A 25,442-nucleotide genomic window follows, 5' to 3' on the forward strand; every position below is an offset into this window, starting at 1 on the left:
CGACTCTCCCTGAATAAATGCTTGCCCGGGGAATTTATTCCAGGGAGAATTCGCGCTGACGAAACCGGCATCGACGCCGGCTTTGTGCGACCCGGCGCGTCGTACCGGGCAGGTCAATCCTTTTTCGGGCAATGGCGTCCGCAACGGTGGTCATGCCGGACAACTGCCCATGTTCAAGCGCCTCTTTGCCGAACTTGCCCGAGTCTTCGTCCCGGCTGGGCGAACCTGCGACTTCCCCGCTCTGATCGACTTCCCCTGCGGTGCGTTCGACGACGCCGCCAACGAGCGGGAAAGCGGGCTGTCCCGATTGCGCGACTGTGCAGGCATGCGTGCGGCCCGCTCGCGCCGCCGCGTCTGGAGGCTTCGCGCAGTCCGCCACACCATTCGTCCTTTGCCGCGCCGCTAATGCGCCAATACGCCCGCCCGTAATCAGGGGCGCAGGGATAACGCGACGTGGATTCGTCATAGAAAAGCTGCTACTGTAATTTGCACAAAAACCCGGCTCGAAGGACCGTTGCCAAAACAGGGTTTCAATTGCTTTACGGTGAATCGCCAATATGGATGAATTGCTTGAGCGGCTTTCCCAGAAGGTTGTCGCGGCGGATAGTCTGGAAGGTCTCGTGCGGCCGCTTCTCGAGATGCTTGGAATATTGACCGGACTCGAATCGACCTACCTGACATCGGTCGACTTCAGCCGCGAAGTGCAAACCGTCCTCTATTCGCGCAACGAAGGCGACGTGCACATCATGGAGGGCCTGCAGGTTCAGTGGTTCGACACCCTGTGCAAGCGCAGCCTCGAAAGCGGGCGGCGTGTCGTCAGCAACGTAAAGGATATCTGGGGCGATTCACGGGCGGCCTCCGAACTCGGAATCTGCACATATGCCAGCGCGCCGGTCTGCGCGGAAGGCGGCGCCGTCATCGGTACGTTATGCGGCATTAGCCGCGAGAGCCTCGAAGTCAACTCGCGGGCGCGCGGCGCGCTTAACGTCTTTGCCAAGCTGATCTCGGAGCATATCGGGCGCGAGCGGCTCATCGAACAACTCACGCTCGCCAACGAGCATCTCGCACAGCGCGCCCTGATAGACGACATGACGGAACTGCCGAACCGGCGCGCGCTGCATGAGGAACTCGGCCGCCTGATGGCGCACGCCGCATCGGACGGTTCCTATGTCGTGGTGTGCATGATCGACCTGGACGGCTTCAAGGAACTGAACGATCAACGCGGCCACGCGGTGGGCGACCAGTTTCTGCAAACGTGCGCCGGGCGACTGCTCGCCGCGACTTCCGATAGAGGCCTGCTCGCGCGCATTGGCGGCGATGAGTTCGCATTCGTTGCAGCTGGGCCGGGCGATTACGATCAGGCAGCGAGCCTGGCAGACGTCATCGCGAACCATGTCGCCGCCGTGACGGCGGGCGAATACACCTTGCCGAACATGCGCCTGCATTACGAGGGGGCGACCGCCGGTTGTGTCGCGGTTCGCTTCGTGAGCGCCCAGCAGGCGCTCGACCAGGCGGACCATGAGATGTACCGCGTCAAGCGCTTGCGGCGCGCGGCTCGCGCCGGCAGGAGCAACTGGACGTTCAGGTAAGCCGCCTTGAATCCACTTGCATTCGTCCAGGGTCTTCCCTGCCATGAGGGTGGGCGGGCCGTTTCATCGCGAGTTTTTCTCAGGGTTCTCCCGGGCAACCAGGTGTTTCCTCGTGTTTTTGACAACTCGACGCGAGTATTCTGGACTGCTACCTTGCCGGGCGCAGGTGCACCCGCAGCGTCGATCACGCTGGGGGCGCGCGCCGCGGGGAACGTCCGCGCCGCAACCATGCGGGCGGAGTCCATGACTTGACCACCCTGTATATCGAGAACCAAGGGAGATCCCATGAAAAAGTTGTTTGCAGCCGTGTCTATTGCCTTGATCTCCGCCACGGCCAGCGCCGGAGCCTTTGCGGCGGACACCATCCGCTTTGGTGTCGATGCGAGCTATCCGCCGTTTGAATCGAAAGCGCCGGACGGCAAACTGGTCGGCTTCGACATCGATCTCGGCAACGAGATCTGCCACCGTCTGAATGCGCAATGCGTCTGGATCGAAAACGACTTCGACGGCATGATCCCGGCGCTGAAGGCGCGCAAGTTCGACGGCGTGCTCTCGTCGATGTCGATGACCCCGGCGCGCAAAGAGCAGATCGCGTTCTCGGACAAACTGTTCAACACGCCGACGCGCCTCGTCGCCAAGACGGGTTCGGGCATCAAGCCGACCGCGGAATCGCTCAAGGGTAAGCGCGTGGGCGTGGAGCAGGGCACGATTCAGGAAGCCTATGCGAAGGCGCATTGGGCAACGGCGGGCGTAGAGGTCGTGCCTTACCAGAACCAGGACCAGGTGTATCAGGACCTGCTGGCCGGTCGCGTGGACGCGGCGCTGCAAGACGCCGTGCAGGCCGAAGTGGGCTTCCTGAAGTCGCCGCGCGGCCAGGGCTACAGCTTCGCGGGCGGCGACCTGGATGACCCGGCCACGCTCGGCAACGGCGCCGGCATCGGCCTGCGCAAGGAAGACACCGCGCTCAAGACGAAGATCGACGGCGCGATCGCCAGCATCATCAAGGACGGCACCTACAAGAAGATCGAGAAGAAGTACTTCGACTTCGACGTGTATGGCAAGTAATGCTTGATCGATGATGCGCACGGCGCGAAAGCGGACGTTTCGCTTTCGCGCTGTGAGTCACCGCAGCAGCCTACGCGGCTTCGCGTATGGCCTTCGCCTGGTTCGATTCCTTTTTCGGCGGCGCGCCAAACATCCGCGCGTATTCCCGGCTGAACTGCGAGGCGCTCTCGTATCCCACTTCGAATGCGGCGGCCTGCACGCTCATCGAAAGCGAGAGCAGCAGTCTGCGGGCTTCCAGAAGCCGCAATTGCTTCTGGTATTGCAGGGGCGGCAGCCCAGTGAGCGCCTTGAACTGTCGATGGAACGCCGACGCGCTGAGCTGGGCGAGCGCCGCCAGGTCTTCCACCCGCACGGGCTCGGCAAACCGTGAGCGCAAATCTTCCACCGCGCGCATCAGGCTATGAGAGGGACTTTCGGTCGACGCCAGTCTCGCGATTTCCGATCCATTCGGACCCCTTAGCAACCAGTAGCAAATCTCGCGCAGGAGCATGGGGTACAGCATGCCGATGGCGTCGGGCGTATCCAGCAGGCGCACGGCGCGCAGCGCGCAATCGGCAAGCGGGCCGTCGAAGTTTGCCACGAACACGCCGCGGCTGGCGTCTGCCGCAGGAACGGGCGCAGGCGACATCTCCTTCGCCACGGCTCGCAACATGGCCAGATCCAGTTCGAGAATCAGAACCAGGCAAGGTTTGTCCGGGCTCGCTTCGAACACGCGGCCCTGTGAGGGCGTTTCCACGCCGACCACCAGCGCCTGGCCGGCCCGGTACTCCAGTTGCGCCCCGCCAAAACTGGCCCATTTGGCGCCTTGGGCGACGATGCACAACGCCGGTCGCGCCGAGCGAAACGAGGGCGGGGCGGGGTGGTCGGAGCGCAGGATAAGCAGTCCGTCGACAGCGGTGCTGTATGGGCTCGTGCCTGGCTGCGCTTGCGTGTAGCGCAGCAGGGCGGCGGCCAGTTCGTTAGTCATGGCGGCTCGATCAGGAACGTGCGTCGGAAAGTGCGCGTCGGCCCATCTTAGTCAGCGAAGCAGGATTAGGCAAGAATCGGGCAGGTTCGGGTATTCACTCGCCGGTGGTGTCAAGCGGAGAATCGACGCTATCGAACCTACCGGGAGGTGCCAGATGGCAACGCACAACAGCACGCAGTCGGACGCACATTCGGGCGCACAATCGTTCCCAAAAATCGCGGTCGTCACGGGCGGCAGCCGCGGCATTGGCCGCGATACCGTTCTGCGGTTGGCAAGCCGCGGCGTCCATTCGGTTTTCACATACAACACCAATCGAGCCGAAGCAGAGAAGGTCTTTGCGCAGGCTGCTGAAGCGGGCGGACGCGCGATTGCCCTGCAATTGAACATGGCGAATTCAGGCGCGTTCGACGACTTCGTTACGCGCCTGCGAGAAGCGCTTGGCATGCTGAACGCCGAGGGCTTCGACTACCTGGTGAACAACGCCGGTATTTCATCGACAGCCACGCTCGCAGCCGGCACCGAAGCGGAACTCGACGCGCAGTTCGCGGTGCATTTCAAGGGGCCGTTTCTGCTGACGCAAAAGCTGCTGCCGCTCATTCACGACGGCGGCCGGATTGTGAATATCTCCTCGGGCCTCGCGCGCTTCGCGTTTCCGGGCCGCGCGATATACGGTCCGATGAAGGCGGCGGTCGAAGCGCTCACGCGCTATATGGCGCTCGAACTCGCGCCGCGCCGAATCGCGGTCAACGTGGTGGCGCCGGGCGCCATTGCGACCGACTTTAGCGGCGGCATCGTGCGGGACAATCCGGAGGTCAACAAAGCCGTGGCGGAACATACCGCGCTGGGACGCGCGGGATTGCCGACCGACGTGGGGCCGGTTATCGCGGGTTTGCTATCGGATGACTTTGGCTGGGTGAATGCGCAGCGCATCGAGGTAGCCGGCGGCATTCATATTTGACTTCGTTGCTTATGGCGTGACGCTTTTGCCGGAGGCGTCGACTTCGATACCCCAGTCGCCCTGTTCGAGCCAGTCGTCGCCGAGCAGTTCGGCCGGATGCTGCGTGCGGCTCTGGCCGTTGCCGCATCGCATGTCGTTGGCGGGGCAGTAGTGGTCGCAGCCCCAGCACAAACGCTCGGGATGCAGTGGGTGAATCGGAAACTTCTTTGCCATGATGTCGCCCCTGTGCGATCCTGGAAGGAACGCAATGTGAGAATTGTGTTCCTTCCGCGGCCCGGTGGCAGATGGCAGAGTGTCGCGCCCGACTGGCACGGGCGCCGCTCGCGCTCACGACACGGGCAGTTGCCGAGCGCTGCAGCAAATTGCCACAGGGCCATGCTATGGTCGTACGGCGTCCGGCCGATCCGGTCGCGGCGCCTGGAAGCGCTGAACCAAACGACCCGCGTGTTCCTCCATGACCCGTTCGAGCCTTTCCCCGCAACAGCGGCGCCGCGCGTGGCCGCTGATCCTGTTGTGTGCCGTCGTCATCGTCCTCGCAGCCGTGGCGCTGGCGGGCTGGCTGACGTTGCGCGCCAGTTTGCCGGAACTGGACGGCACGTATGCCGCGCCACTCTCCGCACCGGTCACGATCGCGCGCGACTCACAAGGTGTGCCGACGGCGCAGGGCCGCACACGTGGCGACGTCGCATACGCGAGTGGCTTCCTTCACGCGCAGGACCGCTTCTTCCAGATGGATTTGCTGCGCCGGGTCGCCGCCGGCGAGATGGCGGCGCTCATCGGTCCGGCGGCGCTGCCTCTGGACCGCCGCGACCGTCCCTTGCGCTTTCGCGAACACGCGCAGGCGGCGCTTGCTGCGCTCCCGGCCGACCAGCGGCAACTGATCGAGCGCTATACGGCGGGCGTCAACGACGGCCTGCGCTCGCTTCGCGCGCGGCCGTTCGAATACTGGCTGTTGCACTCGCAACCGGCGCCGTGGCGCCCCGAGGACACGGTGCTCGCCGTCTATGCGATGTACTTCGATCTTCAGTATGACCAGGTGAGGCGCGCGCTCTCTCGCGCGGCGCTGCGCGAGCGCGTGCCTGCCGATCTGCTTGCGTTCCTGCTCCCTGAAACGAGCCATTGGGACGCCCCGCTCGACGGGCAGCGTGCATTGCCGCAGCCACCGGCCGCGCTGCCCGCTGCGCCGCCGTCATGGCTTCCGCAAACACAGTCCGCTGCCGATGCCGAACCGGATGCCACTGCGCTTCTCAGCGGCGTGCCCGGTTTCGTCGATGGCGGGGGCGCGGTCGATTCGATGGTGGGCAGCAACGGCTTCGCGGTCGACGGCGCACACAGTGCGCACGGCGGCGCGCTGCTTGCGAGCGACATGCACCTCGGCCTGTCGTTGCCGAACATCTGGTACCGCGTCTCGCTCGTTTATCCCGCGCCCGACGGCGGCGAGCGGCGTATCACGGGCGTCAGTCTGCCGGGTACGCCGTTCGTCGTGGCGGGCAGCAATGGCCATATCGCGTGGGGCTTCACGGACAGCTATGGGCGCTTCGTCGATCTGGTCGAACTTCAGCGCGATCCGGCCGATCCTCTGCGTTACCGCGTCCCGAACGGCGATTGGGAGACGGCGCAGGTGATCCACGAGCGCCTTGACGTGAGCGGCGGCGCGAGCGTCGATCTGCCGGTCGTGCAAACGCGCTGGGGGCCGCAGCTCGTTGCCGGCGAGCATGCCTATGCATTGCATTGGGTCGCGCAGGATCCGCAGGCGACCAACATGAATTTCGTGCGGCTCGAAGGCACCACGAATGTCGCCGACGCGTTGCGCGCCGCGCAGACCTTCGGCATGCCGACGCAAAACTTCATGGTGGCCGACGCGCAAGGCCATATCGGCTGGACGCTTGCCGGGCCGCTGCCGCGCTTCGCTGACGCTGCTGCCGACGGTGGTGCAGCAGCGCTCCCCGGCTTGCCGTTCAGGTCCGACACGTATGCCGGTTGGCAAGGATATCTCCCACCCGATGCGTATCCCATGCGCATCGATCCGGCGGCGGGCCGCATCTGGACGGCGAACAACCGGACGTTGCCGCTGGACGAGGCGGCGCGCATCGGCGACTCCGGCACGGACCTCGGCGCGCGCGCAACGCAGATCCGCGACGACCTGCTCGCGTTGCCGCACGCGAGCGAGCGCGACATGCTCGCGGTGCAGACCGACGACCGCGCATTCTGGATCGAGCATTGGCGACGCGTCGCGCTCGACGCACTCGATGCACGCGCGCTCGACGGCCATCCCGAACGCGCCGAATTCCAGCGGCTGGTTCAAACGTGGGATGGCCGCGCCGATGTGGATGCCGTCGGCTACCGCCTGGTGCGCGCGTTCTACGACTCGCTCTACGAAACATGGTTCGGTGTACTGGACAAGCAGATGGCAGCGATCGCGCCGGACCTCAGCTACCGCGCGGCGAACTCGCGTTTCGAAGCGACGATGGAGACGCTCGCCGACCAGCACGCGTGGATACCGGGCGGTTTCGCGGATTGGCGTGCGTTCATGCTGGACCGGATCGACCACACGATCGCCAGGCTGCAAAAGGGCACGAGCGCAGCGAAGCTCGACAAGGTCCGCTGGGGCGAGCGCAACCGCTCGGCCATTGCGCATCCGTTCGCGCGCATGGTGCCGGCGTGGCTGCCGTGGGTTCGCGACTGGCTCAGCGCGCCGCATGACCCGCTGCCGGGCGACACCAACATGCCGCGTGTGCAGACGCCGGTGTTTGGCGCGTCCGAGCGTTTCGCGGTGTCGCCGGGGCGCGAGCAGGACGGCATCTTCGAGATGCCGGGCGGACAGTCGGGCAATCCCATGTCGCCGTATTTCCTTGCGGGGCATGAAACGTGGGTGCATTCGGGCGCGGCGCCGTTTCTGCCGGGTGCCGCCGTGCATACGATGAAGCTCGTACCGGCTGGCGCGCAGCGCCAGGCTGGAAGCTGAGCGCTCAGCGGTAAGCGGGCGCAGCGGCGATCCTGTTGCGGCGGCGTATGTTGTCGCATAGAATCACGGGGTTTTCGGAGATGGCATTCCTCCCGTAACCGCGCTGCATTCCCGCAGCGCTGATGATGCCTACGAGTTCCTGGGTGCAGGAGGTCGTAGGCCGTCCACGCGACGCCTCCTGTCGCCCAGGTTCGACGCACACGCTTACGCATAAGCAAACGCAAACCTGGACCGCAATGAAACCCCTGAAGTCAATCGAGCAATTCGCGATGGTTCCGTACCTCGCGCGTTGGCTGCTGCTCTCGTGCATGCTCGGTGCCCTGGCGGGCAGCGCATCCGCCTTGTTCCTCTACGCGCTCGACCGCGCAACCGATATCCGCGTGGCTCATGCGTGGCTGCTCTGGCTGTTGCCCGTTGCCGGCTTCGTGACCGGCTGGATCTATCACAGCGTCGGCAAGCCGGTCGAAGGCGGGAATAACCTGCTGATCGACGAAATCCACGACCCGCAGAAAATCGTACCCAAGCGGATGGCGCCGCTCGTGCTCGTCGCCACCGTGGTCACGCATTTGTTCGGCGGCTCGGCCGGGCGCGAAGGCACTGCCGTTCAGATGGGCGGCGCGCTCGCCGACCAGGTGACGAACCTCTTCGGCCTCGAACGGGAAGACCGCCGCATTCTGCTGATGGGCGGCATCGCCGCGGGCTTCTCGTCGGTGTTCGGCACGCCGCTGGCCGGCGCGATCTTCGGGCTGGAAGTGCTCGCAATCGGGCGCCTGCGTTATGACGCGCTGCTCACCTGCGTGGCGTCGTCGCTGGTCGCGGACCAGGTGTGCCGGATGTGGGGCATCCATCACACGGCCTACGTCATTTCGTTCGTACCGCATGTCTCGCCGCTCGGACTGGGGTCGGTCATTCTCGCGGGCATTGCGTTCGGCGTCGTGGGCATGCTGTTCGCCGACTCGACCCACGCGCTCTCCGCCTTCATCAAGCGCAAGATCGCATACGCACCGGCACGCCCGTTCGTGGGCGGCATCGTCGTGGCGGTTGCGGCCACCGTGCTGAACGTGCCGCAATATCTCGGCCTGGGTATTCCGACGATCGTCGAGTCGTTCAATCATCCGTTGCCCGTCTACGACTTCGCGGGCAAGTTCGGCTTTACCGTCGTGACGCTTGCCTCGGGTTTCAAAGGCGGCGAAGTCACGCCGCTCTTCTATATCGGCGCGACGCTCGGCAATGCGCTGGGTCATGTGCTGGCCTTGCCGATGCCTGTGCTCGCGGGTCTCGGTTTCGTCGCCGTATTCGCCGGCGCCGCCAACACGCCCATCGCTTCGACGGTCATGGCAATCGAGTTGTTCGGCGCCGATATCGGCATGTATGCGGCGCTGGCCTGCGTGGTGGCGTACCTGTTTTCTGGCCATACGGGCATCTACCGCGCGCAACGCGTGGGCGAGGCGAAACATCCACTTCTGCCTGCCGGCATGCGGCTTTCGGACATTCCCGCGTTGCGCCGGGCGCGGCGCAGCGATTGAGCCCCAACAACGCGCCATGGTTGGCTCGTCCACCGCGAAATGCAGCGCGCGTCGCGCGTTAGCAGAAGTCCGCGCACGCCGCTAGAAGCGCCGGCTGATTCTCCCTATATCTGTTCCTCTCCTACCGTTGATGGGGGGGATTGAGTCAAGCTTGCCGCGCTCGCGTCGAGGCAATGACTCGCCGCGAGCCATATAACAGGGAATCGAATAAGGGGACAGCCATGAAGTGGCTCGATCGCATGACGGTGTTCAAAAAGCTGCTCACAGCCTTCGCCGTTGTGATCGTATTTGCGGTGGCCGTCGGCGTTGCCGGGGTTTCGTCGCTGGCGTCGATGCACGACATCGCCGATGAAATCTGCAACCGGCACATGAGCGGCCAGTTCTGGCTGGAGGAAGCGGCTCGCAGCAAGCTGAGCACCGACCTCGACGCCGCGAATCTGGGCTACGCCGACGAAGCGGGTCGCAACCGTCTGAAGGAAGACATCGTCGCGCAACTCAAACGCATGCATGAATCGCTGGATCGCTACGCCGGTGCGGGCGTGTCGGCTGGCGACCGCAGCCTGTACGACGACGTGCTCCGGAAAACCGCTGCATGGGAGGCGATCGTGCATCAGCAGATCGGTTTCGCGCCGGTGCCCGCAGGCGTGGACAACGCCGAACTCGTGCGCCGCGCAATTGCGGCGAGCGTTGCGCTGGGCGACAGCGTGGCTGCGCTGATCGATTCGCTGCAACGCGAGGCGAAAAGCGCGCAGACCGAAGCCACGGCGCAATTCCAGCACATGCGCACGCTCATCATGGCGATTCTGCTTGGGGCGGTCGCGACCGGCGCGTTGCTAGCCTGGCTGATATCGCAACGGCTATCGCGTCAGCTGGGCTGCGAGCCGTCTCATGCCATGGAAATCGCGGGCCGTATCGCGTCTGGCGATCTTTCGGTGTCCGTAGAAACACGCCGCGGCGATTCGAGCAGCCTGTTGTACGCGCTGGGCGAGATGCGTGTGCAGCTCACGGGCATCGTCGCCAACATTCACGACTCGAGCGGTTCCATCCTTCTCGCCGCGCGCGAAATCTCGCAAGGCAATACGGACCTTTCGCAACGCACCGAAGAGCAGGCGGCGTCGCTCGGCGAGACCGCGACGAGCATGGAGCAACTGACCTCGACCGTGCGGCAGAATGCCGAGAGCGCGCGCCAGGTGGGCGGCCTCGCCCGCGGCGCTTCAGAGGTTGCGGCGCGCGGCAGCAAGCTGGTGAGCGAAGTGGCGAGGACGATGGGCGAGGTGGCGCAGGACGCTAAGCGCATGACCGACATCATCGCGACGATCGAGAAAATCGCCTTCCAGACCAATATTCTTGCGCTCAACGCCGCCGTCGAGTCGGCGCGCGCAGGCGAGCAAGGGCGTGGCTTCGCGGTCGTGGCGGGCGAGGTGCGCGCGCTCGCGCAGCGCAGCGCGGCTTCGGCGCGGGAGATCAAGGAGCTGATCGAAGCCTCGACGGCTGGCGTCTCGAACGGCGCGGCGCTGGCTGAACGCGCAGGCTCGACGATGGTCGAGGTGACGGCGGCCGTGCAGCGCGTCACGGACATCATGGGCGAGATCGTCGCGGCGTCTGGCGAACAGAGCACGGGCATCGAGCAGGTGAATCGCGCGGTGGCGCAAATGGACCAGGTCACGCAGCAAAACGCGGCCCTCGTCGAACAGGCCGCCGCCGCGGCGAGTTCGATGGCGGATCAGGCGGCGCAGTTGCAGCAGGCGGTATCGGTATTCAGGTTCGCGGGCGCTTGACGGGAGAGCTGAAGCCGCGGCGCTTGCCGCGGCAGCGGGGCATCATCGGGAAAGGCCGCGTGCGTCGATGGGCCAGATCGCTTCCACGCGATCGCCCCGGAAGCACACGTACTGATCGTAGAGATTCACAGTCGGGTCGCAGTGCCCCGGCGTGACGAGAACGCGCTGCCCGAGGAGGTGCGAAGTATCGGCATCCGGGGAGCCGACTATTTCCAGCTTGCCGTGCTCGTCGTTGGCCGCGATGTACGCGAGCGGCGGACCTTCTTCGGAGGCCGTCCACGTCACTTCTCGCGGAAGCCCTGCATCGACGGCCAGCCCCTTGAGGCCAACGTCGCACACCGCCATGCCAGGGCGGGTTGCGCTCATGATGGTGGAGAGCACGAACAGGCTGTTGCGCGGCCGGACGGCGCCATGCCACTCAATGCCGCCGTATTCGCCGTCCATGATCGCGTACGAGCCCGGCTGCACCTCGGTGTACACGCCGCTGGCAACGTCGAATTCAAAGGTGCCGGTGCCGCCGCCCGTCACGCGCGCGCAACGCACGCCGCGCGCTTCGAGTGCGTGGACGAACGACCCGGCGCGCTCTGCGGCGCGGCTGGCCGTGTCCTTTCTTGCCGCCCAGCCCGCAATATGCTGCGCCCCGCCGTGGTAGGCCTGCAGCCCCGCGAAGTGCAGGCTCGAATGCGCGGCAATGGCGTCGATCAGTTCGAGCAGGGCGTCATGGGTTGTCACCCCGCAACGGTTCTGCCCGACATCGATCTCAGGTAACACGTCGATCGCGACGCCTGCCGACGCCGCCGCTTCGCCTAGTGCGATTACCTGCGGCATGGCGTCCACGCAAACGCTTAGTTGTACGTGCGATGCGAGTTCGGTGGCCATCGAGAGTTTGTCTTTGCCGACAAACTCATTGGTCACGTAGATGTCACGCACGCCGGCAGCGGCAAACGGATACGCTTCGCTCAGCTTCTGGCAACAGATGCCCACGGCGCCGGCTTCGATCTGCCTCAGGGCGACGGCGCTGCTCTTGTGGGCCTTGGCGTGCGGCCGCAAGGCGACGCCGTGACCGGCGACGAATGCCGCGGTGTCGCGCAAGTTCGCTTCAAATGCGTCGAGATCGATCAACAGCGAAGGGGTGCCGACCGAAACAAGCCGGTCGCCGGCGAGGGCGGCGGCAGGGGGAGTGAGAGTCATCAAGGCTCCGTTCAGGATGCGCAAGCATGTCGCGCGTGCGCAAAGTCAGACGCGCGTATCGGAAGGCGCGCGACGCTACCACCGTACGCGAACGCCCGTGCTGCGCCAGTATTGCACACGGCGTGGCCGGCCCAGGCGGCTCGAATCGTTCTCGGGTATTTTGCGTGGCTCAAATAGCCGGCATGCTGTTCGCTTCACGCGGTGTGCGCTGCTTGCCCAGCCATTTTGCGAGATCGCCGGCGGACATTGCCTTCGCGTAGTACCAGCCCTGGCCATACTGGACACCTTTGTCGCGCAGCCACGTCACCTGGGCGCCCGTCTCCACGCCCTCGGCGACGATCTCCAGGCCCAGCTCGTGGGCCATCGAAATGATGTGCGGCGCGACGACGCTCGAAGCGGTGTCCTGGACAATCGTATCGACGAACGACTTGTCGATCTTCAGCACGTCGATCTCGAAGGTCTGCAAATACGAGAGGCTCGAGTAGCCGGTGCCGAAGTCGTCGATATAGATGGGATGGCCGGCGGCGCGGAATGCCGCAATGACACTGCGCGTGGCTTCGGCGTTCATGAAACTGCGCTCCGTCGCCTCGATGCGGATTTGCGCGGGCGCGATGCCGGTTCCGTCCAGCGACGCGGTGAGCAGGTTCAGAAAGCGCAAGCTCTGCAGGTCTTCGCCGCTCACGTTGATCGAGACATAAAACGAGGGGTTCGCCGTGAGCAGTTTCCCGATTTGCGCGATGGTCTTTTCGAGCACGAGATCGGTCAAGGGCTCAATGAGGTGATTGTCTTCGGCAACGCGCACGAAGACCTCGGGCGAAATGGCGCGCCCGTTCAGCGTCCACCGCACCAGCGCTTCGGCGCCGGCGCACTGGTTGTCGGCGAGCCGCACGATGGGCTGGAAAACCACGTCGAGCTTGCGCCGCGAAATGGCCCAGTGCAGTGTTGCCGGAAACGAGAGCTGCCGCAAAACGCGCTTGTAGGCGAGCCAGCCAAGCGCGGCGCCAAAGAACACGCCGACGGTCAGCCACGCTGCGAGCAACTTGGGCCAGTCGCCCGCGACGCTGCTGCGCGGCGACTTCACCACGACGCCGAGCGGTCTCGTAGCCGAGTGGGCGACCGCGTAATTCCAGTCATTGCTGTTCACCTTGCCGCCGCGCTTCCACGCATCGAGCATGTCGTCAGGGTCAGCGCCGGGCGAAATGGCGAGGAGCCTTCCCGTCGTGATCTGGATCACCGCGATGGGGCGTCTCGCCGGATCGATGAGATCGACAAACGAGCCTGGATCGATTGAGACGTAGTGGCCATTGCGGCCAATCTGAATGTCCTTGCGGATGTCGCTTAGCGGGCTCTTCTGCTGGAACCACACCAGGTAGCCGTCGTTGCTGCGATAGTCGGGCGGCGGCAGCGTGAAGTCCTTGTTGCGCACGTCGCCAAGCAGGGGCGAGCAGAGGTAGTGCCCGTCCTCGTAGGTGCCGGCATCCTGAACATAGCGGTAGTTGTAGATGACACGCGCGGCGAGTTCGAGATTGGCGGGCGTACAGGGCGCGCCGGGTTCCCGGTCCAGGTCGGAAAGGGCGGCAAAGGCCTGGTAGGTGACGAGGTCTGTGCGCATGACCGCCTTTTCGGCGAACTCGCGCAGTTCGGTTCGGTCGCGCCGCTGGACGTCCTTGTCCGCGACATAAAGACTCGTGAAAACGGGGACGAGCGTGGCGAGGCACCCAAGGGCGACCGAAGCCGAAATCAGCGTGATGCGCTTGATCATTTCGCACCCCGGAGGGATGGAACGTTAGAGAACGAACCACAGGCAGGACGCGCGCGGGCGCTTCCGATGTACGGGATGCCGAACATCAGACCAAAGCATACACTCCGGCGCTTCGTTTTCAACGGGCAGACGCGCTGCCAGGGCTTCCTCCAGGGCCGCCACAGGCGGCTTGCCGGTAGGACCATGGTCCGATTGTCCGCGTCCGCCTCGGCCCGCATGATCTGGCTGTGTGGCTCGCCGGGTTCGCTGCTCAGGGGGAGCGTGAATGGGGACTCTTTCCGACATCGTGAAGCACGTATGGCTTGCCGCCGCTGTGGCGCTCGTGGCCGGCTGCGCGCAGCCGTGGCAAAACGTCGAACCCGGCACCGACCAGTCTGCGCTGATCGCGCGTCTCGGGCAGCCGCGCGAAACCTATAATCTGCCGGACGGCGGCAAACGGCTCATGTGGTCGACCCAGCCGATGGGGTCGACGAACACCGTTGCCGACATCGACGCGAGCGGCAAGGTCGTGAGCGTGCGCCAGGTCTTGCAGGAGCGCGAGTTCTATCGCGCACAAGTCAACGTGTGGACACGCGACGATGTCCTGATCAATTTCGGCCGGCCTGCGGAGACCGCATACTTCTCGCGCATGCAGCGGGAAGTCTGGTCCTACCGCTACGTCGAGAACAACATCGATTGGATGATGTTCCACTTCTACTTCGACGATCAGGGCATCTTGCGGCTCACGCAGAAGACGCCCGATCCGATGCGCGACCGCAATCTGAGGCGCGGGTTCTAAATCGGGCACCGTTCGGAGGCGTGCATGCGTAGCGCCCGGCAGCCAACGCCCATGCAACGCCTCGCGCACATGTGGCTAATCGCAGTTCTGCTCATGCTGCCCGGCATATCGCGGGCAATGGATTTTAAGCTCTATTACCAGCCCGATCTCAAACTGAAAATGGTGATCGGAAAGGGCAAGATTCAGAGCGGCGATGCCGAAAAATTCCGGGCGGCTGCCAAACTTGCCGACCGTGATAGCGAAGGACTCGTTCCCCTGGTGCTGGACAGCCCAGGCGGAAATGTCGAAGCGGCTTTCCGCGTAGTGGATGCGATGGACCAGGTCAAGGTCTATACGATCGTTCCGGATGATGCGAAGTGCGCGTCCGCATGCGCCTCGATTCTGTTTGCTTCAGGGGTGCGCAGAAGCGTCATGGGTTCGGGGCAACTCGGCTTTCACAGTTGTTATCGGCGCGCCGGGAGCACGTACGCAGAGGACTCGCTTTGCAATGAAATCATCGCGGCAAACGCCATGCAGCGAGGCGTGAGCCACGCCGGCATCAATCGCTTTGTCGAGCAATATGGCGCGGGAGAGATGGCGTGGGTCCATCGCAATGTCGCGTGCACGTTGCTTCAGGGGCTTTGCAGGCCGGGGCTGCTGGAAACGCAGCCCGCAACGAAAGCGGCGCTCGCGCAAAGCTTCGATTGCAGCGAACTCATTTCCCTTCAGGCGCAGCTCGTTTGCGGCGATCCGGAGTTGGCCCGCATCGATCAAACCATGGCCGAAGTCTTTAACCAAAAGCTGAAGGTATCGACCCGCAAGGCGCAATTGAGAGCGGAGCAACGGGCATGGCTTCGAAACTCCCGCAATGCATGCGCCGACAAAGCGTGTTTGCTGAAAAGCTATCAGCTTCGCCTCGCTGAACTGAAGCGGCGCGGGTAGCGGCGATTAATGGCAATACAGGTCGTTTTCCGCATTGAACATATCGAACGCGAGGCTGATTGCCTGATCCTTGCGCACGGTTGCGAGCCACCGGCTACGTTGCCAATGCGTCACCGTGTTGCCCACAAAGACTGTGCTTGCCGTGTCGCCCGCGCGCGTCGCGATGAATGCGGCCTGCGCGGCGATCGTGCCGCGCAGCGGGCGATAGTACGACCAGTCCGGCTGCTTGAGCAGCGACTCGATCACGAACTCGTCGTCGACCAGCGCGGCGCAATCGCCCGCCTGGAACGCCAACAGCGCATCGAGCGGCCGGTCGAATCCGTGCACGCTCGCGTGGAACTCGCGCGCCGCGCGCTCGGCATACGGGTTGCCTTGCGACGCGCAAATCGTGCGGCCGCGCAGGTCGCGCCATGCTCGCACGTCGCCACGGTTCAGGACGAGCGCCATGCCACGGCCGCTCGTGTACGAAGCCGGTGCGAACGCGACGTGCGCATCGGGTGAGAAACGCAGGCCGGCGATGGCGGCATCGGCTTTGCCCGACTGCAGGGCGGCCCGTGCGCCGTCCGGTTCGGCCAGCAAAAACTGCACGGGCAGTCCCAAGCGGCTTGCGAGGTCCGTGGCTAGCGCAGCGGCGAATGGATCGGGCGCGCGCACCGTCCGGTCGACCTTGCCGACGTAAAGCGTAGGCGCGGCGCGCGGCGGCACCGCCACGATCAGCACGCCGCGCGCTGCCGCCGCCGCGAAGGGACGTTCGTCGTCTAGCAGGTTGCGTGCAACGTCGTGCTTCAGTGCCCACGCGAGCAGCGCGAGCCCTGCGAACGCAAAGGCTAGCGCGGTCGCCGGCCGGCGCAGGCGCCTTGGGTCCGCCGGACCCGCGAGTGGCGCGTGCCTAGCCATTCTGCGCGAGCCCGACGCGCCAGCGCAGCAGTTGCCGTTCGAGTATCGACAGACTCTGATTGATCAGCAGTCCAAAGATAGCGAGCAGAACGATGCCCGCGTACATGTCCGGAATCTGAAACGTCTCCTGCGAGTTGAGCGTATAGAACCCGAGTCCCGAACGCGCGCCGATCATTTCCGCCGCCACCAGTGCGGTAATGCTGTACGCGCCCGCCAGGCGCACGCCCGTGAGGATTTGCGGCAGTGCCGCGGGGAGCACGACCTTGGTCGCGATAAAGCGCTGCGAGGCGCCCATCGAGCGGGCGCAGTCGATCAGCACGCGCTCGACCTGCTTTACGCCCGCAATGGTATTGAGCAGGACCGGCCAGAACGCGGCCCACACGACAATTGCGATCTTCGACGACTCGCCGATGCCGAGAAACAGCATGAAAACGGGAAAGAGCGCGAAGGCCGACACCTGCCGTAGCAGTTGAAACACGGGGTCGACAATGCGCTCGACGCGCCGGAACCATCCCAGCAGGAAGCCGCACACGATCCCGCCGGCCACGGCGAGCAGCAGGCCGCTCAGGGAGCGCACGGCGCTCGCGCCGATATGCGTCCAGGCATCGCCGTTTTCGAAGAGCCGCGCGATGGCCAGGGCGACCTGCGAAGGCGGGCTCAAATAAGCCGCGTTGACCACGCCGAGCCGGGGCAGCAACTCCCACAACACCAGGAAGGCGATGAGCGCGATGGAACGCTCGACTCCCGCGAAAACGCGGGCAATGGACGAGCCAGCGCGCGCACGCCGCACGCCGCGCGGCGAAAGAACGCGCGATTCGCGGACCGCACCGGGGTCGGACATGGAATCGGACATCGAGTCAGACATGCTGGGCTCCCGCTAAAGCATGGGTTTGCGGCTCTACGTCGAGTCGCGCGTCGAGTTCCGTGCTGAGGCTCGCCCATGCGCGCTGCCGCAGCGCGACAAACGCCGCCGAATGACGCAGCGCGGCGTCGCGCGGGCGCGGCAGATCGACGTCGATGATCTCTTTCACGCGTCCGGGGCCGCGACCGAGAATGGCGATGCGATTGGAGAGAAAGATGGCCTCGTCGATGCTGTGCGTGACGAACACGACGGTCGTGGCGCTTTGCTCCCAGATCGCGAGCAATTCCTGCTGAAGCAACTCGCGCGTTTGCGCGTCGAGCGCACCGAATGGTTCGTCCATCAGCAAAATCTCGGGGCCGTAAGCGAGCGCGCGTGCGATGGCCACGCGCTGGCGCATGCCGCCGGAAAGCTGATGCGGGTAGTGGTCCGCGAACTCCAGCAGGCCCACGAGGTGCAAGAAGCGTTCGGCCTCGCGGCGGCGCTCGGCGCGCTTCATGCCGCGAATTTCGAGTCCCGCTTCCACGTTCCGGCGCACGGTGCGCCACGGAAAGAGCGCGTAGCCCTGAAACACGAAGCCGAGCTTTTGCCGCACGGCGCCTACGGGTTCACCGTCCACGCGAATATCGCCCGAGGTGGGCGGCGTAAGGCCGGCGAGCACGTTGAGGAAGGTCGACTTGCCGCAACCGCTCGGGCCTAGCAGCGAAAGGAATTCGCCTTCGCGCACGGAAAGATCGAAGCGCTTGAGCACCGTATGGTGCGTGTCCGTTTGCGCATTGGTGTAGGTGAGCGAGAGATCGCGCGCAACGATCTTCTCGCGTATTGCCGTTGCCGTGCTCACGAGCGCGTTCCTTCAGGCAAGGTCGTCACGCTGGCTTGGGCCTCGTGCTTCGCAAACGGATTGAAGTCGTTTGTATAGACATCCTTAACGTTGACCTTGCCCTTCGGAATCTTGCCGGCCTGCTCGAGGATATCGATGTAGTACTGGATGGGCGGCTCCGTGACCACGAGATCCTTCACGTAGGCATAGCGCTCCACGAGCCGAACGTCGATGCCAAGCCGCTCGGCTGTGAGCGTGCGTGCTTCGTCGGGATGCGCGTTGACCCAGTTGCCCGCTTTCGCAATGGCCGTGACGAAGTCGCGCACCGCCTGCGGGTGGGCGCGTGCGAACGCGCCGTTCACGCTATAGGGCGCCATGCCGCCAAGACCGTGGTCCTCGTCCCAGTCGCTCCACAGCTTGCGCAGTTGCGGATCGGCTTCGGCCGAGCCGGAAAAGGGCGGGTGAATGATCGCGACGTCTACGTTCTTCGTGACGAGCGCCTGCTCTGACTGGTTGTCGGGCACGACGAGCCAGTTCACCTTCGAGACATTCACGCCGTGCTGCGCCAGATACTTCTTGGTGACGAACTCCGCGCACGCGCCGAAGCTGTTGAACGCCACCGTTTTGCCTTCGAAGTCCTTCGGCCCGAGAATGCCGGAGTCCTTGCGCACGAAATACTTCATGTGCGGCGCGTCGGGCAGCGTTTCGCCGCCTGCGGAAATGACCTTGATATCCGCGCCGCTGGCAATTGCGGAAATGACGAGCGGCACCATGCGTGTGCCGAAATCGATATCGCCGGTGCCCACGAGCGGAATGATCTGCGGCGCCGAAATCTTGCCGACATATTTGGGCCGCGTGCTCGTGTTGTCGAAATAGCCGAGCTTGTCGGCGAGATAGACAAGGTCGAACGCGGGATTGTCGGGGTACTTGAAATATGTGATTTGCTGCTGTGCCGACGCTTGCCTGGTCGTTGCCGATGCGTCTTGCGCCTGCTCCGAACGCGGTTTGCAACCGCTTTGGAAAATCAGCGCCGCAGCAGCGCACGCGGCAAGCAGGAGGGTTCCGGCGGAGCGCCGACCGGTTTTCGAGGAGAACGCCTTCATGTGCGGAGACTCGGCAGCGAGCAGAGTAGGTAAGTGAATTGACGAAGCAAGATGATTGTCGATCTGCAACGATTTCAGGCAAACCAACGAATTATGATTTGCTTAGTTGTTCGTATCGACAATGCGCCAATTCGGCTACTTCTGCTGTTGCTTCGAAATATCCGTTACTGCAAAGGGGCGGGCCGCACGCCACGCCCCTTTCACACACTCAAGGCAGCGAGATCGTCAGATTCGCCGATTGCGGCCCGAGCTTGATGAGCTGCGTATACGGCGCGAGCATGTGCACCGTGTTGTCGCGCAGCCAGGTGCTGAGGCCGAGCCACGCGAGCAGACCCACCAGCGCGAACACCGCGCCGATCGACCACAACGGCACCTCGCGCTTGAGCCGGTGTGCAACCTGATCGGGCAGCGGCCAATGCGGCGCGAAGGCCGCGCGCTTGCCTTTGATATGTGCGATCTCGTCGCCCAGGCGCGCCGTGAGGTAGGCGAGCTTTTCCGGTCCTTCGAGAATGTACTTGCCCTGGAATCCGAGCAGCAGGCACATATGGAAGACCTCGAGCGACTGCAGCCGCGGTGCACCCTGCGCGCGGCATTCCTCGAGATACTGGAAGAACTTCTCGCCCGCGAGCTGCTCGCCGAAGAGGGCGAGCTGCAAGGGGCGGCGTTCCCACTCGGCGCGAATGCGGAACGACGATGCCAGCACCGATTCGTCGAGCGCGGCGCAAAACGCGAATTTGGCCGCGTACACGTCTTCGGCCGCGACGTTCAGCTTTTTCGCGCCGCGCTCGAAGTCGCCGAGAAACTGCTGCACGCGCGCGCCGAATTCTGCAGCGTCGCCGGGCTCGCGGCCGTTCTTCAAGAGGAACAGCATGAAGAAGCCGTCGTAGAGCAAATCGAGCAGCGAGCGCACCTGGTAAGCGGGCTCGGCGGCAGGTGAGGCGTGATTCGCGGCGGGCGGCGCGTCACCGAAAAGGGAAGGGGCGTTGCTCATGACGTCACCGCGATCAGTTCGAGTTTGAGATCGTTGATGCCCGAAGGCGCATAGACCATGGCCGACTGTGCCTGCACCATGCGCTCATAAAGCGCGCTGCGCGCCTCGAACGCGAAATAGCACGCACCCGGCCGCACGGGAATGGCGGGCGGCACCTGGGGCGTGTAGACGAGCCGTACGCCCGGCATGGCCGAGAGCACGAGCTTGTCGACGTCGTCGGGCGCGCCGACCTTGAAGCGCGTCGGTACGGCCTCGACGAGATCGACGGCGGGCATGTCCGCCGAAACGGCGAGATAGAACGTGGTCTTGTCGTCGATCTTGCCCGAATCGAGGCGACCGATTTGGAACGATGGGCGCACTTCTTCCAGCGCAATCGCGAAGTATTGCGTGGAGATCACCGTTTCGAGCAGGTCGCGCAGAATCGTGTCGAGGCGCGCAAAGCCGGGGCCGGGATCGTCGTGGCGGTACGCGGGCAGGTCAGCCAGCGCGTAGCCCTTGGAGAACGTCATGAGCTGGCCGGCGAGGCGCAGCAGTTCATGAAAGAGCCGCTCCGGGTGGAGCGCCGCGTGCTGATAGAGATGCGCGAGCGTGGCGAACGCGCCGCTTGCCGTATGCAGCAGCCAGAACGAGGCGATGTCGCCCGAGCGGAACTCGATGATGTTCTTGGTCGGCTCGCGATGGAAGCCATAAAGCGCGTTGACCTTGGCCTGAAGCGCGTCGATGAGGCGTCGCAACCGCTGGTGCAGCAGCGGCGACGCTTCAATGGCGAGACTTGGCGGCACGAAGCTTTCGTCGACCTCGAAGCCCGAAGTCGCGGTGCGCCGCACGCGCGCGACGGGCACCGAAAGCAACTGGTCGCGCGGTTCGCTGTGCGCAATCAGCTTGACGTTCGTTTTCAGGAACGTCACGTCGGCCTGCGCGGCGTCCGTGTAGTGGTCGGCCACGCTCGCCTGCTCGCTCACGTAGCGCGTGACGAAGCCCTCGTTGCGGTCGGGCGCGTAGTTCGTGCCGGTTTCGCGCATCTGGTGCAGGGCGAGGTAGAACGTGAATTCATTGATGCCCTCGGGCAACGTGTCGAGCGCAACGGGCGGCGGCAGGTCGTCGGCCTGCGGCGCGCTATAGAGCGTGCCGTCCGGAAACACGAGTGCGAGCTCGCTCATGCGCAGCATGTTGCTGCCCAGCGCGTCGTGATCGAGTCGCGCGGTGCGAACGCCCCAGTTGTACGGCGCGATGGCCTGGATCGATTCGAAAAGGCGCGCTTCGTGATAGGCGTCCTGCCGCTGGAAGTGCTGAGGCCTCAGGAACAGGCCTTCTCCCCATAGCACTTTCGAGGAATAACTCATGTTAAATCGGCTATATGCGTGATTCGGCCCGTGCCGCTCGCAGCCGGCGATCGGCGGACTGAAATGGTTAAATATCCCGCTTGCTCGTTACTCTGCTCGTGGCTTTCCCCGTTATTCACCCGCAAGTCACCGACGAAAGCAGATTCAGCTGCTGCGGCGGTAATCCCTGGTCCCGAGAAATCACCGTGCCGCTCGTGACGGTCATTGCGCAGTTATGCAGGCCGACCATTATGCCGGATTTCTCGGATTTCGCAGGGTCGAAGGCGAACTTCCAACGCTGCATGGCCGGATCGCGGAATAGCGCGACAATGCCGAATGCCTGCGCCTCGCGTGAAATCTTTTCGGTGGCGTTATATCGCTGGCCAGGAATGAGCGTCACCTCGCGCACGCCGAGCAGGTCGCCGCCCAGCGCGCTCTTTTCTTTTACGGGGTCGGTGAACGTATCGAAAGACGCTTGCTGGAATGACGTGGGGTCCTTCAGCACATAGAGCCGCACCACGAGCGCAAGCGGCTTGTTGTCGGTCGCCGCGTTGAGGTTTTGCGCCGCAAATAGCGTAATACCGAGGTCGCGCGGGGGTTTCTGGCTGTCCGGCACGTCGGGCTTGCCGATGCCCGCGAGCTGCAACGCCGCGGACGCCGCGCTGCCGAGCGCGGGCACGGCCGCCGCGCAGCCGGCCAGGTGGGCCGTGACGATAAGGAGCGATGCGAAACGAATAACACGCGCATTCATTTTTATTGGCCAGGCATGAATGCCCGGGGTCCGTTTAGTGGTGGTATGCGATCCGGATAATGCTATCCGCATAAAAGCGCATTTATCCCCGCTTTGCGCGATTAGCGGCTCATTAATTGACGCGGCAAACTTTTCCGGTTCGCTCGTGTTTTCAATTACTCGAGCGAGAAATTATTTCCTGTATGAATTTCTTGTGGCAATTTGTGGCAGTAAACCCCGCTTCAGAGAAGCTATTTAGTGTCGCCGCATTACATTAAGAAGTTGAATTATCAAAATTTGGGCTGTACTATACCCGCGCGCTAGAGCTAAAGCAAAACTCTAGTTCCCTCCCATCGAATTAATAATTACACGTTGGTGAAAGAATGATAAACCGGGTCATTTCAAGGCTCTCCGGGGTGGTGCTGGCATGCGGGGTAATCGCGGGCTGCGCTACGCAGGACCATAATCTCGCGGCATCGCCAGACGCATTCAACAAGGCGCTAGCCGACGCTGATACTGCGGCGAAGGGTGGTGATCAGGATCGCGCGATCGCGCTTTATCAGAAACTCGCCGCGGCGGACCCCACGCGCGAAGAGCCGTGGTCGCGTATCGCGCAGATCCAGTTCCAGCAGCAACACTATGGACAGGCCATCGTCGCCGCGCAGGAAGCACTGCAGCGCGATCAGACCGACCGCGCGGCGAAAAGCGTGCTGGCCGTGGCCGGCTTGCGCGTCGCGACGCAGTCGCTCGGCGAATTGCGTCAGGACGCCTCACTGCAGGGCGATGCGAAGTCCGACGCGCAGGCGCTCGCAAAGCAGTTGCGCGACACGCTCGGCGAGGATGCGCTGTTCCCGCCCGAGCAGGCGGAGAAGGCCACGCCGAAGAAGCGTCGCATCGTTCGCCATGTGCAGAAGCCGGCGGCAAAGCCCGTTGAAACGGCAGAGGCCGCGCCGGCTGCACAGCCTGCGCCTTCCGCACCCGCGGCCCCCGCGGCAGCGGCGCCCGCGCCTGCAAAGGCGGCGCCGACCAAAGCGGCTGCAAGCGGCGGCGCGTCCGATCCGTTCAGCGCGCTGCGCTGAAACGCCTCGCGGTGAATTGCTGACAACAGGTCTTGAACGATTCGAACAGGGGAGCCCTCGATGGCCAAGAAAGAAAGTATCCAGAAGCGCTTGCAGAAAGTGCGGCCGCCGCGCGTCCAGTTGACGTACGAAGTCGAACTCGGCGACGCGATTGAGGTGAAGGAGCTGCCGTTCGTGGTCGGCGTGATGGGCGATCTCGCGGGTCAGTCGGAAGTCGAACAGCCGCGTCTGCGCGATCGCAAGTTCGTCAATATCGACCGCGACAATTTCGACGACGTCATGAAAGGCATCGAGCCGCGCGCGGCGTTCCAGGTCGAGAACCGCTTGAGCGAGACGGGCGGCAAGTTCGCCGTGGACCTGCGCTTTCATTCGATGGCCGACTTCAATCCCGACGAAGTTGTCGCGCAGATCGAGCCGCTGCGCCGTTTGCTCGAAGCACGTTCGAAGCTCGCGGACCTGCGCAACAAGCTCGCCGGCAACGACAAGCTCGAAGACCTGCTGAGCGAGGTGCTGGCCAATACACAGCAATTGCAGGCGCTCGCTGGCAACACCGGCAGCGCGGGCGAAACGGATCGTGGCGACCGCAACGATCCGGGCAACGATCAATAAGCGCCAGGGAGATCGACATGAACCAGCAAACTGGCGCAGTGCGCGCACCGGCCCTGGAAGAAGCCCAGGCCGCGCCGTCGTTGCTCGACGAGATCGTCGAAAAGAGCAAGGTGGCCAAATCCGAATCTGAGCACGCGCGCGCGAAAGACTTGATCGGCGAACTCGTGCATCAGGTGCTGGACGGCACCGTGATCGTCTCGAACAATCTTTCCGCGACGATCGATGCCCGCGTGGCCGAACTCGACCGCCTGATCTCGGCGCAGCTGAGCGCCGTGATGCACGCGCCGGAATTCCAGAAGCTGGAAGGCACATGGCGCGGCCTCGAGTATCTGTGCAAGGAAAGCAATACCGGCTCGACCATTAAGATCAAGGCGCTGCACGCACCCAAGCGCGACATCGTGCGCGACTTCAAGACCGCCGTCGAATTCGACCAGAGCGCGCTCTTCAAGAAGATCTACGAGGAAGAGTTCGGCACGTTCGGCGGCGCGCCGTTCGGTGCGCTGATCGGCGACTACGAAGTGACGCGCCAGCCGGAAGACATGTATTTCATCGAGCAGATGTCGCACGTCGCGGCGGCGGCGCATGCGCCTTTCGTCGCATCGGCCTCACCCGAGCTGCTCGGGCTCGAGTCGTTCGCCGATCTCGGCAAGCCGCGCGATCTCGGCAAGGTGTTCGACACCGTCGAATACACGAAATGGAAGTCGTTCCGCGACGCGGAAGATTCGCGCTACGTGGGCCTCACGCTGCCGCGCTTTCTCGGCCGCCTGCCGTTCAATCCGAAAGATGGCGCGACGGCGGAAGGCTTCAACTTCGTCGAGGACGTGGACGGCACCGACCACGCGAAATACCTGTGGTGTAACGCGGCATGGGCTTTCGCGGCGCGCCTGACCGCGGCGTTCGACGACTTCGGCTGGTGCGCGGCGATTCGCGGCGTGGAAGGCGGCGGCCTCGTGGAAGACCTGCCCACGCACACCTTCAAGACCGACGACGGCGAAATCGCGCTGAAATGCCCGACCGAAATCGCCATCACCGATCGGCGCGAAAAGGAACTGAGCGACCTCGGCTTCATTCCGCTCGTCCATTGCAAGAACTCAGACTACGCCGCATTTTTTGCCGCACAGTCAGTGCAGAAGCCCAAAAAATATAGTACCGACAACGCGAATGCGAACGCTGTGCTTTCGGCGCAGCTGCAATACATCTTCTCGGTCTCGCGCGTGGCGCACTATCTGAAGGCGATGATGCGCGACAAGATCGGCAGCTTCGCTTCCGCACAAAACGTCGAAGTGTTCCTGAATCGTTGGATATCGCAGTACGTGCTGCTAGACGACAACGCCTCGCAGGAGCAAAAGGCGCAGTTCCCGTTGCGCGAGGCGTCGATCCAGGTCAGCGAGATTCCGGGCAAGCCGGGTTCGTACCGGTCGGTTGCATTCCTGCGGCCGCACTTCCAGCTCGACGAGCTGTCGATATCGCTGCGGCTCGTGGCGGATCTGCCGAAGCCGGCAAATTCGTAAGCGCGCGCATGAGTTGAGCGC

At 63.9% G+C, this 25,442-nt stretch carries 23 protein-coding genes and 1 riboswitch; of the genes, 11 read left to right on the forward strand and 12 right to left on the reverse strand.

The window, feature by feature from the left end; translation table 11 throughout:
• Positions 1-34: 34 nt before the first annotated feature.
• Positions 35-556 (reverse strand): hypothetical protein, encoded by a 522-nt coding sequence (locus VSR72_RS02660; protein ID WP_342950849.1) that lies wholly within the window; start codon positions 554-556, stop codon positions 35-37.
• A 1-nt stretch (position 557) separates the two neighbouring features.
• Here VSR72_RS02660 and VSR72_RS02665 point away from each other — a divergent pair, with 1 nt between their 5' ends.
• Positions 558-1,589, forward strand: a complete 1,032-nt coding sequence (locus VSR72_RS02665; RefSeq protein WP_342950850.1) for a GGDEF domain-containing protein — start codon at positions 558-560, stop codon at positions 1,587-1,589.
• Positions 1,590-1,874: 285 nt separating this feature from the next.
• Positions 1,875-2,654 (forward strand): ABC transporter substrate-binding protein, encoded by a 780-nt coding sequence (locus VSR72_RS02670; RefSeq protein ID WP_342950851.1) that lies wholly within the window; start codon positions 1,875-1,877, stop codon positions 2,652-2,654.
• A gap of 70 nt (positions 2,655-2,724) precedes the next feature.
• On the opposite strand, the gene VSR72_RS02675 is transcribed toward VSR72_RS02670, so the two are convergent.
• Positions 2,725-3,621 carry an AraC family transcriptional regulator gene (locus VSR72_RS02675; RefSeq protein ID WP_342950852.1) on the reverse strand — a complete coding sequence of 299 codons (897 nt, stop codon included), beginning with the start codon at positions 3,619-3,621 and terminating at the stop codon, positions 2,725-2,727.
• Positions 3,622-3,775: 154 nt separating this feature from the next.
• On the opposite strand from VSR72_RS02675, the gene VSR72_RS02680 reads away from it, so the two are divergent.
• Positions 3,776-4,579, forward strand: a complete 804-nt coding sequence (locus VSR72_RS02680; protein ID WP_342950853.1) for an SDR family oxidoreductase — start codon at positions 3,776-3,778, stop codon at positions 4,577-4,579.
• 9 nt (positions 4,580-4,588) lie between these two features.
• Here the strand turns inward: VSR72_RS02680 and VSR72_RS02685 are convergent, their stop codons facing one another.
• Entirely contained in the window at positions 4,589-4,792 is a 204-nt protein-coding gene (locus VSR72_RS02685; RefSeq protein ID WP_028206775.1) for a DUF3079 domain-containing protein, read from the reverse strand.
• Positions 4,793-5,033: 241 nt separating this feature from the next.
• On the opposite strand from VSR72_RS02685, the gene VSR72_RS02690 reads away from it, so the two are divergent.
• The 3 genes from VSR72_RS02690 (at position 5,034) to VSR72_RS02700 (ending at position 10,848) form a co-directional block, all read left to right on the forward strand.
• Positions 5,034-7,544, forward strand: coding sequence for a penicillin acylase family protein (locus VSR72_RS02690; protein ID WP_342950854.1), 2,511 nt, complete (start codon positions 5,034-5,036; stop codon positions 7,542-7,544).
• A gap of 67 nt (positions 7,545-7,611) precedes the next feature.
• Positions 7,612-7,683, forward strand: a riboswitch (Fluoride riboswitch).
• A gap of 97 nt (positions 7,684-7,780) precedes the next feature.
• The gene (locus tag VSR72_RS02695; RefSeq protein ID WP_342950855.1) at positions 7,781-9,070 is read left to right on the forward strand and encodes a voltage-gated chloride channel family protein; all 1,290 of its coding nucleotides are present in this window, start codon (positions 7,781-7,783) and stop codon (positions 9,068-9,070) included.
• A 221-nt stretch (positions 9,071-9,291) separates the two neighbouring features.
• Positions 9,292-10,848, forward strand: a complete 1,557-nt coding sequence (locus tag VSR72_RS02700; RefSeq protein WP_342950856.1) for a methyl-accepting chemotaxis protein — start codon at positions 9,292-9,294, stop codon at positions 10,846-10,848.
• Positions 10,849-10,890: 42 nt separating this feature from the next.
• Here VSR72_RS02700 and VSR72_RS02705 read toward each other — a convergent pair whose 3' ends face one another.
• Together VSR72_RS02705 and VSR72_RS02710 are read right to left on the reverse strand one after the other, a co-directional pair.
• Positions 10,891-12,039: a DSD1 family PLP-dependent enzyme gene (locus VSR72_RS02705; RefSeq protein WP_342950857.1), complete on the reverse strand. Its 1,149-nt coding sequence runs from the start codon at positions 12,037-12,039 to the stop codon at positions 10,891-10,893.
• Positions 12,040-12,208: 169 nt separating this feature from the next.
• The gene (locus VSR72_RS02710) at positions 12,209-13,801 is read right to left on the reverse strand and encodes an EAL domain-containing protein (protein ID WP_342950858.1); all 1,593 of its coding nucleotides are present in this window, start codon (positions 13,799-13,801) and stop codon (positions 12,209-12,211) included.
• Positions 13,802-14,066: 265 nt separating this feature from the next.
• On the opposite strand from VSR72_RS02710, the gene VSR72_RS02715 reads away from it, so the two are divergent.
• Both VSR72_RS02715 and VSR72_RS02720 read left to right on the forward strand, forming a co-directional pair.
• Positions 14,067-14,579, forward strand: coding sequence for a hypothetical protein (locus tag VSR72_RS02715; RefSeq protein WP_342950859.1), 513 nt, complete (start codon positions 14,067-14,069; stop codon positions 14,577-14,579).
• A 51-nt stretch (positions 14,580-14,630) separates the two neighbouring features.
• On the forward strand, positions 14,631-15,500 hold the full coding sequence (locus tag VSR72_RS02720; protein WP_342950860.1) for a lysozyme inhibitor LprI family protein: 870 nt from the start codon (positions 14,631-14,633) through the stop codon (positions 15,498-15,500).
• A 6-nt stretch (positions 15,501-15,506) separates the two neighbouring features.
• Here VSR72_RS02720 and VSR72_RS02725 read toward each other — a convergent pair whose 3' ends face one another.
• From VSR72_RS02725 to tssJ, 7 genes are all read right to left on the reverse strand, one after another.
• Complete coding sequence (locus VSR72_RS02725) at positions 15,507-16,397, reverse strand: transporter substrate-binding domain-containing protein (protein WP_342950861.1); 891 nt, start codon at positions 16,395-16,397, stop codon at positions 15,507-15,509.
• The gene (locus tag VSR72_RS02730; protein WP_342950862.1) at positions 16,390-17,262 is read right to left on the reverse strand and encodes an ABC transporter permease; all 873 of its coding nucleotides are present in this window, start codon (positions 17,260-17,262) and stop codon (positions 16,390-16,392) included. Before VSR72_RS02730 ends, VSR72_RS02725 begins: the two co-directional genes overlap by 8 nt.
• The gene (locus tag VSR72_RS02735) at positions 17,255-18,097 is read right to left on the reverse strand and encodes an ABC transporter ATP-binding protein (RefSeq protein ID WP_342950863.1); all 843 of its coding nucleotides are present in this window, start codon (positions 18,095-18,097) and stop codon (positions 17,255-17,257) included. The genes VSR72_RS02730 and VSR72_RS02735 overlap by 8 nt, the downstream gene beginning before the upstream one ends.
• Positions 18,094-19,179 (reverse strand): ABC transporter substrate-binding protein, encoded by a 1,086-nt coding sequence (locus tag VSR72_RS02740; RefSeq protein WP_342950864.1) that lies wholly within the window; start codon positions 19,177-19,179, stop codon positions 18,094-18,096. The genes VSR72_RS02735 and VSR72_RS02740 overlap by 4 nt, the downstream gene beginning before the upstream one ends.
• Positions 19,180-19,387: 208 nt before the next feature.
• Complete coding sequence (gene icmH, locus VSR72_RS02745; protein WP_342950865.1) at positions 19,388-20,170, reverse strand: type IVB secretion system protein IcmH/DotU; 783 nt, start codon at positions 20,168-20,170, stop codon at positions 19,388-19,390.
• The gene (gene tssK / locus VSR72_RS02750; RefSeq protein ID WP_342950866.1) at positions 20,167-21,513 is read right to left on the reverse strand and encodes a type VI secretion system baseplate subunit TssK; all 1,347 of its coding nucleotides are present in this window, start codon (positions 21,511-21,513) and stop codon (positions 20,167-20,169) included. The genes icmH and tssK overlap by 4 nt, the downstream gene beginning before the upstream one ends.
• A 115-nt stretch (positions 21,514-21,628) precedes the next feature.
• Entirely contained in the window at positions 21,629-22,243 is a 615-nt protein-coding gene (gene tssJ / locus VSR72_RS02755) for a type VI secretion system lipoprotein TssJ (protein ID WP_342950867.1), read from the reverse strand.
• Between the two features lie 362 nt (positions 22,244-22,605).
• On the opposite strand from tssJ, the gene VSR72_RS02760 reads away from it, so the two are divergent.
• From VSR72_RS02760 to tssC, 3 genes are read left to right on the forward strand one after another with little or no spacing between them, the layout of a single operon-like run.
• Entirely contained in the window at positions 22,606-23,301 is a 696-nt protein-coding gene (locus VSR72_RS02760; RefSeq protein WP_342950868.1) for a tetratricopeptide repeat protein, read from the forward strand.
• A gap of 60 nt (positions 23,302-23,361) precedes the next feature.
• Positions 23,362-23,910: a type VI secretion system contractile sheath small subunit gene (tssB, locus tag VSR72_RS02765; protein WP_342950869.1), complete on the forward strand. Its 549-nt coding sequence runs from the start codon at positions 23,362-23,364 to the stop codon at positions 23,908-23,910.
• A gap of 17 nt (positions 23,911-23,927) precedes the next feature.
• On the forward strand, positions 23,928-25,421 hold the full coding sequence (gene tssC / locus VSR72_RS02770; protein WP_342950870.1) for a type VI secretion system contractile sheath large subunit: 1,494 nt from the start codon (positions 23,928-23,930) through the stop codon (positions 25,419-25,421).
• Positions 25,422-25,442 lie beyond the last annotated feature (21 nt).

Origin of the sequence: Paraburkholderia sp. JHI869, assembly GCF_038900775.1 — a bacterium.
Taxonomy (GTDB): domain Bacteria; phylum Pseudomonadota; class Gammaproteobacteria; order Burkholderiales; family Burkholderiaceae; genus Paraburkholderia.